This window comes from Kitasatospora sp. NPDC059803 (assembly GCF_042732255.1).
Taxonomy (GTDB): Bacteria; Actinomycetota; Actinomycetes; order Streptomycetales; family Streptomycetaceae; genus Kitasatospora.
In genome coordinates this window covers 3602-13044 of sequence record NZ_JBHWIJ010000053.1, presented here as the reverse complement: position 1 = coordinate 13044, position 9443 = coordinate 3602, and the positions used below count along the sequence as shown (strand labels likewise).

General features: G+C 68.8%; 12 protein-coding genes. 1 reads left to right on the top strand and 11 read right to left on the bottom strand.

Annotated features, from left to right (window positions below; translation table 11 throughout):
* From ACFV6I_RS11920 to ACFV6I_RS11895, 6 genes are all read right to left on the bottom strand, one after another.
* Positions 1-1853, bottom strand: a 1853-nt coding sequence (locus ACFV6I_RS11920; RefSeq protein WP_380424783.1) for a caspase family protein, incomplete at its 3' end; no start/stop codon positions are given.
* Positions 1854-1855: 2 nt separating this feature from the next.
* The gene (locus ACFV6I_RS11915) at positions 1856-2227 is read right to left on the bottom strand and encodes a hypothetical protein (protein ID WP_380424780.1); all 372 of its coding nucleotides are present in this window, start codon (positions 2225-2227) and stop codon (positions 1856-1858) included.
* Positions 2228-2659: 432 nt separating this feature from the next.
* On the bottom strand, positions 2660-3307 hold the full coding sequence (locus ACFV6I_RS11910; RefSeq protein WP_063352637.1) for a hypothetical protein: 648 nt from the start codon (positions 3305-3307) through the stop codon (positions 2660-2662).
* 535 nt (positions 3308-3842) lie between these two features.
* Entirely contained in the window at positions 3843-4448 is a 606-nt protein-coding gene (locus tag ACFV6I_RS11905; RefSeq protein ID WP_380424778.1) for an HIT family protein, read from the bottom strand.
* 82 nt (positions 4449-4530) lie between these two features.
* Positions 4531-5058: an HD domain-containing protein gene (locus tag ACFV6I_RS11900; RefSeq protein ID WP_380424776.1), complete on the bottom strand. Its 528-nt coding sequence runs from the start codon at positions 5056-5058 to the stop codon at positions 4531-4533.
* Between the two features lie 124 nt (positions 5059-5182).
* Positions 5183-5818: an SMI1/KNR4 family protein gene (locus ACFV6I_RS11895; RefSeq protein WP_380424773.1), complete on the bottom strand. Its 636-nt coding sequence runs from the start codon at positions 5816-5818 to the stop codon at positions 5183-5185.
* A 97-nt stretch (positions 5819-5915) separates the two neighbouring features.
* Here ACFV6I_RS11895 and ACFV6I_RS11890 point away from each other — a divergent pair, with 97 nt between their 5' ends.
* On the top strand, positions 5916-6314 hold the full coding sequence (locus ACFV6I_RS11890; RefSeq protein ID WP_380424770.1) for a hypothetical protein: 399 nt from the start codon (positions 5916-5918) through the stop codon (positions 6312-6314).
* Between the two features lie 255 nt (positions 6315-6569).
* Here ACFV6I_RS11890 and ACFV6I_RS11885 read toward each other — a convergent pair whose 3' ends face one another.
* From ACFV6I_RS11885 to ACFV6I_RS11865, 5 genes are all read right to left on the bottom strand, one after another.
* On the bottom strand, positions 6570-6896 hold the full coding sequence (locus ACFV6I_RS11885; protein WP_380424768.1) for a hypothetical protein: 327 nt from the start codon (positions 6894-6896) through the stop codon (positions 6570-6572).
* Positions 6893-7318, bottom strand: a complete 426-nt coding sequence (locus tag ACFV6I_RS11880) for a hypothetical protein (protein WP_380424766.1) — start codon at positions 7316-7318, stop codon at positions 6893-6895. Before ACFV6I_RS11880 ends, ACFV6I_RS11885 begins: the two co-directional genes overlap by 4 nt.
* Before the next feature lie 686 nt (positions 7319-8004).
* Positions 8005-8397 carry a hypothetical protein gene (locus ACFV6I_RS11875; protein ID WP_380424763.1) on the bottom strand — a complete coding sequence of 131 codons (393 nt, stop codon included), beginning with the start codon at positions 8395-8397 and terminating at the stop codon, positions 8005-8007.
* A 47-nt stretch (positions 8398-8444) separates the two neighbouring features.
* The gene (locus ACFV6I_RS11870; protein ID WP_380424760.1) at positions 8445-8951 is read right to left on the bottom strand and encodes a hypothetical protein; all 507 of its coding nucleotides are present in this window, start codon (positions 8949-8951) and stop codon (positions 8445-8447) included.
* Between the two features lie 14 nt (positions 8952-8965).
* A complete protein-coding gene (locus ACFV6I_RS11865; protein WP_380424758.1) occupies positions 8966-9412 on the bottom strand; it encodes an IS3 family transposase in 447 nt (148 codons plus the stop codon).
* Positions 9413-9443 lie beyond the last annotated feature (31 nt).

Below are 9443 nucleotides of genomic sequence, written 5' to 3'. Positions count from 1 at the left end.
GCCCGCACCTGGGGGTGGTCGGGGCCGCGCGTGCGGCCCAGGCCGGCCCCCACCTCGTGCAACAGGCGCTGCGGGGGGGGGACGACCCGGTCCCCCCCGGTCCAGTGGGCGAGCCGGGCGCGGTTCACCAGGGCCACCTCGTCCTGTTCTCCCAGGATCCAGTCCAGGTCGTCGAGCAGCTGCCGGAAGAGGGCGATCGCCGTGCGCGGGTCGCCGGCCTCGCCGGTCCAGTGCGCGTGCTGGCTGCGTGCGAGGAGCGTCTCGCGGGCGTCCCGCCCGGCGACCCGGCTCAGGTCCGGCACCACCGCCGCGAACAGCCCGCGGGCGCCCTTGGGCGAACCCGACAGGCCGGTCCACTGGCCGAGCCGGGCCCGGCCGATCAGTGTGTGCAGGTCGTCGGCGCCGAGCAGCCAGTAGAGGTCGGGGACGAGGGAGTCGAGCAGGCGGACGGCCTGCCGGCTCTGGCCGGCCCGTCCCGTCCACTGGGCTTGGTTGATCCGCCCGACCAGCGTGTCGCGATCCTCCGCTCCGAAGACCCGGTGCAGGTCCGTCACCAGGAGGTCGGTGAGCCGAGCGGCGGAGCCGGTGTCGCCGGAGGCCCCTATCCAGTGGGCCAGCCGGCCCCGGCCCAGTAGTGTCTCGCGGTCGTCCGGGCCGAGGGCGCGGACCAGATCGGTGACCACCTCGCCGGTGAGGCGCGCCGCCTCCACCGGCTGCCCGGCCTCCCCGGTCCAGTGGGCGAGCTGGGCACGGCCGACGAGCGTCACCCGGTTGTCGACGCCGAGCACCCGGGTCAACGCGCCCACCGCCGCCGTGGACAGGTCCAGCGCCTCGCGGACCTGGCCGGCGGCGCCCAGCCACTGGGCGTACTCGATTCGCCCGGCCAGGGTGTCCGGATCGTCGGAGCCCAGGATCTGTGTCATCTCGTCGAGGACGTTGCCCAGCTCCGAGGCGGCGGACCGCGCGTGGCCGCCCTGGCCGAGTCGCCGCCCGGCCTGCACGAGGGATTGGAAGCGCTGCCTTTCGGTGACCGGCCCCTGGCCTTCCGTGACCGGTCCGCGGCGGCTGTCGGCGGCTTCGCCCGGGCCCACCCGAGCGGGGCGTCTGGTCCGCGGGCGGCTGAGGATCAGATTGGCGGCGGTGTCGGTGCCGCACTGCTCCGGTTCCGGCCACCCCCGCGAGCGCAGCGCGAGTCTCAGGTGGGGAAAGAGCGCGCCCAGCGACACTCCCTCGGGACCGGCGTCGTCGACCCCGTTGCGCAGCGCGCGCAGCAACTCGCCGGTGAAGGCGGTGTGCCGTTTGCCCTCCTCGAAGCGGGAGGGCGAGTTGGGCGGCGACGAGACCAGCGTGTACGCGCCGGCGATCTCCAACTGTTCGGCCACCGGCGGGGTGCCCCCGGACAGCCCGCCCGCGACCGCGCGGCCGGAGAAGCAGCAGTCGAGGATGAGTACCCGCACGCGTGCCGGACTGGCCTGGAAGGCTTCCCGGATGACATCGAGCGGGCAGGCCGTCAGGGACGGCATGCTCTGGTCGGTCTCGGTGAGTGCGAGGTAGAGCTCCCCCTTCTTGGACCCGATCAGGCCGTGGCCGGAGTAGTAGACCAGGAGCACGTCCTCGGCGGCTGCCGCCGCGTTCAGCAGCGGCAGCCCGAGGTCCCTCGGCTGTCGCGGGTCCAGCACGGTGATGCTGCGCTCGGGTGCGAACGCGCCCGGTTGTCCTTCGATCAGGACATCTCGGAAGTCCAGCACGTTGTTCGTGATCGACGGTACGTCCGCAGGCCCGCCCTGGTGCGAGTAGTGCGCGGTGCCGATCAGCACGGCCCACGAGCGAGAGGCGTCGGGAAGCCGGAACACGGTCAGTCCGAAACGTCGTCGGTCCGCCGGCCGGAGTGCAGGGCGGCCTTGAGCACCGACTCCACATCGGCACGCGCGACGTGCTCGGCCGTCACCTCGGTGCGGGTACCGTCCGGCTTCACGGTCTTGAGCTTGATGCTGCTGGTGCGGGGCTGGCTCAGGTACACCTTGAGCGAGGCGGCGAGAGTGGTGAGCGTGCCGCCCGCCCCCAACGCCACGACGAGGGTGTCGGACCAGGACCCGAGCTCGCCCGGACCGGGCGTCGCCGCCACGACGCGAACCCGGCCGCGGAACGCCGGCTCGTCGGCCAGCCAGTCGCGCAGGTCGAGGACAGCATCGGGGCCTCCTGCTTCCACCGCAAACCAGGATTCCACCACAGCGATTCCCCCTAGGATCGAACCGACGCGAGTGCTCCGCATCCTTATAGGACGGCAGCAGGGCGCGCCCTGTTCCCCTTGCGACCAAAACGTTATGACTGACCGTCAGAAGATCGCCATGGGATCGGTACAGCAGGCGACGGCGGCGGGCATCGAGCTTGGGCAGCGGGCGGGCGGGAAGACCTCCCAGCCCGCGTACGACATCACCCGTCGAAACCGTCCACACCTGCTACGTGCTGGCGGGCAGCACACCAGTGCTCGTGCACAACGGCAGTTGCCCCATCGGATTCACGGGGCTGGGCGGAGGCGGGTTCCAGCCGCCGGCCGGCCTCCGCGTGTTCCGTCGTCCTGCACCGCATGGCCGACCTCGCGATCACGCGCGCCGCCGCAGCCCGGGGCCGGCCAGGGGTGTGGCCGGCCCCGGGGCGCTCAGTGGCAGACGAGCTTGTTGCGTGCGAGCTCCTGGACGGTGCCGGGGGAGACCGGCGTGTCGCAGGAGACGGTGCCCTCGATCTCGGCGTCGAAGGTGCTGTAGGTGGGGTGGGAGCCGAAGGCGTAGGCCCAGTAGCCGTCGCCGGGGTCGCTGCTCGGGGGGTAGCGGGGGAGGCAGACGTACGCGTCGGCCTTGCCCTGGACGCGGTTTGTGCCCTTGAACACCGCGTAGTCGCCGGGGCGGGAGAAGTTCAGCGTGACCTTCTGGGACCACGTGCTGGTGCTGGACTTGGTGTTCTGGACGGAGAACCCGACCTTGATGGAGACCTTGGCGAAGAACGCGCCCACCTCCGAGTTGATCTCGGTCGAGGCGTTGAACGTGGTGCTGACGTTCTGGACCTCGGTCACGGTGGTCTCGATGGAGCCGGTGGTGCCGGGGGCGATGGTGATGCCCTTCCAGTGCGTGAGCACCGGGTCGACGACGGCGGTCGAGACCTCGTACAGCCCGTACCGGTCCACGCGGGGGTCGCACGGGCCGCCCGGTTCGGCCGCGTGGGCCGTGCCGGCGCCGAAGGCCGAAGCCGCCACGGTCAGGACGGCGAGCGCGGCGGGTAAGGACAGCCGCCGCAGGAAGGTGTTCGCCAAGAGGACTCCTCGGGGAGGGGAGGCGCCAGGCGGTCACACCGCCGACACCTGGCATGCATTTGTCAGATCATGCCCCGATCGCCTCCACCGCACACTCACAACTCCCCCGTACAAAAAGAAGGTTGGCCGTGCACGCAGCCTGTGGCGTCGCCGTTCGTGCGGGCGGTGGGGCGAGCCGCGCGCAGGGCGGTGCGGGCCAGGTCGACGCCGCTGGTCGTGGGCGTGTCATCAGGCAGCCTTTCCGAACCGGTCGCACCAGGTGTTGAGGAGCTCCCCGTCCTCGCCGGTCAGCGCGGCTACCGGCCGGGCGGGACGGGCGTGCTCGCGCACTCGCCGCTACACCTCGTCGGCCCGGTGTCAGCCGGCGAGGCCCTGACCTGCACACCTCCGGTTGTCCCACTCCGTGTCAGGCGATCCCAGTCTCAGAGTCGTGACGGCTCCTCATGGGTCGGCGTTCAGCCGGCAGTGCTCGGCCGAACCGTGCGGATCAGAGTCTCGGCGGCGGACTTGTCCCCGGCCATTCGGCCTGCTTGGGCTACGCCTGCTCGTAGGCCTCGGAAAGAATGCCCGTCAAGGCGTGGGCGATTTCCGCACGCAGTTCCTCATGCTGCGGACCCAAACGGTGTTTCGGGGCAGTCCGCTCATCTCCGTAACACCACACCGGGCTGTGGAGAAGGCGCGGCGGCTCCCACTCGTAGCGCGGGTGAATGTGACCGTGGAGGTGCTCCCACGAGTTCCCGAGCACCTCGTAGTTCAGCCGACGGAAGGCCTGGTCCCGCCTGCCGCACGAAGCCTCGACAGCCTCCCCCAGGAGAGAAAGGTCGAGCAGGAAGCGGGACCGCTCGTCCCGGGGCAGATCCGTCAGGTGGTTCGCAGTGCCCGCGTACAGCAGCAGGCAGTACCCGGGAAGGTGCTGCGTGTCGCCGATCACAGCCCAGCCGGTCCGCATCCGGGCCAGCACCGTGGGGTTCTCAGCACGCTCGGCCGCAGCGATCCGATCTTCTTTCCAATCTTTCATGTCCCATAGATACCAGGTCACTTGGCTGCTCGGCGGGGCGTAGAGGCGCCGGTCGGCGGGCGGCCAGGACGACTGATATTCCATCACTTCGACACGTGCCGCCGCGGCGCCCGAGATGCGCACCGGACAGCGCGTCCGGCCTGCGTCCCGTGCGCGCTGGCGAGAGGGAAACCGCGAGTGTGGGCGGAGCGCCGCTGTCTACTTGTCACTTCATCGCAGCCTCGGGCAGGTGGGCCCGATACTGTCGTTCAGGGGATCGCTTGAATCGCGAGGCCCCGGAATCGGGAAGTGTTCTTCGCGTGCAGGCGAAATTCAAAGCCTTGGCCGTCGCGACGGCTTCGGTGGCCGCGCTCGGGGTGGGCATGGGGACGGCGCACGCTTCCACAGCGCCGTCCGCAGCAGTCGATCCGATCGGCTTCCACGCCAGCACCACCACTCCGGTCACCGCCGCCGCACCCGCGGGCAGCAGTCGCTCCGGCGCCGCCGGCGATCCACAGATCCCGAACACCGCCCGGACGGGCTCCTCCCGCTGCTCGGCCCAGCCGTCCGCGCCCAGCCCGCGCAGCGCCTTCAGCGGATCGGCCATCGCAGCGGGGGACAGAGCCTCACCGAACACCCCGTGGTGGCCGCCGAGGATCTGCGCGAGCTGGTGCGCCACGGACTTCCACGGCCGCTCGACCGACGGCCACCCCAGCCCGGTGAGGATCTGCGGCAACGACCAGTGGCTCGCCACCTGGTGAGGAATTCACTCGTCATGAATCCAGCTCGCCTGTGCCGGATACCACGGATCGGCCAGTAGGTCCGCTCCGCCCGTGCGGAGGTGGACCGGCGGAGCGGCTGGCGACTCCGGCTCGTTCTCAATCGGATGACATGGCTCCGGACTCTCGGTTGCGTGACAGATCCCCTCGGTCGCAGCGCTTCCTCAGGGCCCGGTCGAGAGGCGCTCGCAGGGCGGGCGAGGTCAGTTCCAGGTCACGGTTGTCTCGGCCGTCGAGCATGTGGTCGAGCCAGCGTTCGTACCAGGCCAGGAAGTCGGTGGCCGATGAGACGTTGGGGCCCCAGAAGCCGTCGGCGTTTCCGGTGACGACGCGGCCGGCCAGGGGACCGGTGATACCGAGAAGCACCAGGTCGGTGCACCCTGCCTCGATGATGTGCAGGAAAAGGTCACTTCGGTGAGACGGACCGTCGGCGAACGTGAACCCCCGAGGGCGGCCGGGCTCACCTTGCGGGTCCATCGTGAACAGCCGACATGACGGCAACGGCAGCAGGCCGCAGAAAGGCGAGGCTCCGCCCCCGCCCAGTGTGGTCAGGAAGCCTCGGTAGGGATCAGGCAGTTCGACGTGGTGATCGGCCTCGAACTCGTCGACCTTCGCGTCCGGCAACGGGGGTTCGAGGCGGAACCCGTGCTTCTCTTCACCGAAGGAATGGCTTCGCAGCGCGGCATAGGGCACCTTGGCCAGCTTGCGTCGGATGCGGGCGATCCGGGAGTCCATGCGAACTCTTCTCTCTGTCCTCCCGCAAACTACCTGCTCACCGGCAGAGATGTCACCAGTGTGATCAGCTGCCCGTAAGCCAGTTGTGCCCGGCGTCATGCGCTGGGACCCTCCCCAAGTGACCAACACGAGCACGGAACTGCGATCCGAGGCCGGATGGGACGGCCCCTACTACCGCGTCCGAACCGATGGCTTCGAGGCTTCCTTCCTCCCGAACCCCGATGAGGCACTCGACGAGGTCTGCAACGTCGATACCGAGGTCCGCCTCCCCGACGGCTCACGCTGGAGCGCAACGATCTTCACCGTCGCCGAGGTCAGCCGGTTGATGAAGAGATGGGAGGAGACAGGAGAAGCGGCAGGTGGACGGAGCTTCTGGTGCTCGGACGGGCTGATCGTTCGAGATCCCGGCATCCGGGAGATGGTGACCGTGATCACCGAGCTGCTTGCTTCGGGAGAGTTCGAAGGGGCCTTCCATCACCTGGATGACTCGGTGTGAGCTCTTGTCCAGTCTCATTAGATCTTGCAGGGGCGGGGCCGTTGACCTGCGGGGTGACAGGCTGACCGGCGACTTCCTGATGGAGTAACAAGGCGTTGTGGAAGACCCGAAGGTGGTGCTGATGACGTGTCTCATCGATCACGGCAGAGGTGATGCCGCTTGAGCAGGGCGTTGTCAGGATGGCGAGACGCTTGACGCCCGGTTTCGCACTGAAGATGGCAGTTTCCTGATCAGAGCCCGCAGCAGCGGAGGTGCTCAGGAAGGATGTCGCCGCTGACGCCACTGAAGCTGCCGACGGGCAGTCGACCAAACGATCTCGAACTCATCGGCCAACAACCACTGCGGGTCGTGCCCCTCCCACTGGGAGATGGGCAGTTCCGCAGTCAGACCGTAAACACTCTCGTATTCAGCCAGCTGACCGGCACTTTGGGCTTCTTGCCACTCGGCCAGCGACGCGGCGGCCAGCGCCTTGCTTCCGGGCTCCTGTAACTCGACTTGCCGGATCACGTGCCCATCGGTGTCCAGCTCGAAGTAGAAGCAGACGGCCTCCTCACCCCAGAAGCAGCGAACCCAGCGCGTCACTGGTTCACCGTGCCGAAGGGCTCGTCGTGCCATCGCCAGCCGGCGGTGCCGTCGTCGTGGATGTGCAGCATGAACTCAGCGACGGGACTTCCGTCGGGAAACGTCATGGTGAGCGCACCGCGGATCCGGAAGTAGCACTCGTCGAGCTGCTCCCAGTCCTCTTCGTCGATGGCCCGCTCCTGCTCCGCGAAGAGTGGACGGAACTCTTCAAAGCCGGAAAGTGTCTCGACGTCGGCGTGCATCCAGGGCCAATCGGCGCCGGTCACCGCCAGCTGGGCAACCTCAAGGTCGCCGCGGTGGAGCCGCCAGACCCTGCCGGTGGCCAGATTCGGGTTGCTCATGTCCCCATGATGGCGATCACCGCTGACATTGACGCTGATACTCATCTGCTGTTCGGCGCTCTCGTCGAGTGCCATCGCCATGGTGGCGCCAGCATCCGCTCTGTCTGCGGTGGAGGTTCGCTGCGCCGCAGGTCAGGAAGTGTCCGCTCCGCCCGCGGGAAGGTGCCCCCGGTGACGCTGGCCACGATGACGGCGCCGATGGTGTCCGCTCCGCCCACGGAGGCGGTCGTCGTCGAGCACCGCGCTGGCACGGCCAGGTCGGGGCGCTGCTGGAAGTCCTCGGACGGCCGGGGAATGCGAGACGTGGAGTCCACTCCCCGATGGCCGGAGGGTAGGTCACCTGCCCGCGCGCCAGACCACCGACGTGGCCCACCGCCGTCTCGCCAGCACCGTAGCCGAACCGCTGTATACCTCCCTGGAACGCGTCGGCCAGCCGCCGCGTTGACGGCGCCGGCCATGGGTGGAGTCGATCCCCCCGCCCGTTGGCTCTGCTCACCGGGAAGTACGCGACGGCCGACGCGAACTGGGACAAGGCCGCCCGGCGCCCCGTGCACCACTGGGGGGTACTGTCAGCCTTGCCCGCCAGGAACTGGGTCGTCAAGGTATGGGCCGGATACCGTGGGGGCCCGGTCACAGCGCGATAGCGCCACAGGTCAAAGCATTGGTAAGGGCGGGCCGGGCACCTTGATGCCGGCCCCGCCCCGCTCGTTCGTTCTGTCAGCGCAGAACAAAGTGATCAACCCTGTGATGACAACCGGCCCCGCTGCCTACGGCGCAGTCCATCCGTACGCCCGCCCGCCCCGGGCGCCGAGTGAGTGCCAGACGGGCGCGGACGGTCCGCGCTGGATGAGGTCCTCGATGCGGGCGGCGCCGGCCGGGACAGCGGCCAGCATGTCGGCGGTGGCCGGGTTCTCCTCGGCGGCGAGGCGCAGGTCCGCCACCGCGCCGCGCACCCCAGCAGCCTCCGTGCCGACCAGGGCCACCAGCAGCCGTGGGAACGCCCGCCAGCGCCGTTCCCACGCCCTGACCCGGTCGTCCGGGCCCGCCCGCTCCCACAGCCGGGCGCAGGCCGCCAGCTGCCCCGCTGTCGAGGCACAGCCCGGGGGAGCGGAGAGGGTCCGTCGGCAAGCCGACGGACCCTCATGCAAGATCGAGGTCACGATGGTCGGGACTTGGCCTGTCCGGGCCCTGGTTCCAGGGTGTAGCGTCAGCAGCTGCTTTGCACGGGGATCCCGTACGGGGATCCGGTGCCGTAGTCCCAGTAAGTGCTTTCCGCCGCCGAGTTGACCAGACGGCACGGAACCAGGATGGCTTGGGCTTCCCAGCGATCGGGGTTGGCGTGGTGGATTTCGATCCCGGGCCAGGAGTAGACGTCCTTGGTGTTGGTGTCGAGGTACTGGTCGCCTGCCTGCCCGTAGTACGGCGAGAACACCGAGACATGAATCGTGGCGCCTGCGTTGGTCTGCTGGAATGTGCCGGACCACTGGAAGTGGGCCCGAACGTTGGTGACGGTTGAACTGCAGTGCTGGTACTGCTGCTCAACCTGACCAACGTAGGTCCGGTATGAGTTGATGTACAGGTTGCCGGGCGAGCCGACGTTGTTCCACGGTGCCCCACAGTCGCCATCTGCGTGGGCGGTGGGCGCGATAGCCAGGCCCGAAAGCGCGGTGGCACCCGCGATCACCGCGGCCGCGATGGTCTTGCGTATGTGCATGATTCCCCCATGAATCAAGCCCCGTGGCGGGGCTGTCCTGGGTTCGACGCTACGAGCAGGCTGCGCGTACGCCCCAGATGAGTTCCAGCCATACATGCCACCGGTGTGGCGGCGCTGTGAGCTTCGCCCGCTGTGCGGGCGGTGGTGATTATCTGGTCAGGATGGTTGGATGGTTGGATGGTCACTGGTTCGGTGGTCGCCTGGTCGGTGTAGTGCTTGGCTTCGTACTCGTCGGGGCTGAGCCAGTCGAGGCGCTTTTGGATACGGCGGGTGTTGTACCAGCCGTCGATGTAGGCGAACAGGGCGAGGTCGGCGTCGGGGCGGCTGGCAGTGGGTCGGGCTGCCGCTGGAGGGTTCGGAATGAGCCGCGGCTGGGGTATGTCGGCTCGCAGCCGTCCGGGATGCAACGGCGAGGCCTGGCAGGCCGCGGCCAATTCACCCGTTAGCCACCCAGGCCACACAATAGGTATTGTAAAATTACCTTAAAGGTTT

Excerpts from the sequence above, each read along its gene's own strand:
- ACFV6I_RS11895 (WP_380424773.1), bottom strand. The coding sequence starts at position 5,818 with ATGGACTCCCGGATCGCCCGCATCCGACGCAAGCTGGCCAAGGTGCCC.
- ACFV6I_RS11890 (WP_380424770.1), top strand. The coding sequence starts at position 5,916 with ATGCGCTGGGACCCTCCCCAAGTGACCAACACGAGCACGGAACTGCGA.
- ACFV6I_RS11880 (WP_380424766.1), bottom strand. The coding sequence starts at position 7,318 with ATGGCGATGGCACTCGACGAGAGCGCCGAACAGCAGATGAGTATCAGC.
- ACFV6I_RS11870 (WP_380424760.1), bottom strand. The coding sequence starts at position 8,951 with ATGCACATACGCAAGACCATCGCGGCCGCGGTGATCGCGGGTGCCACC.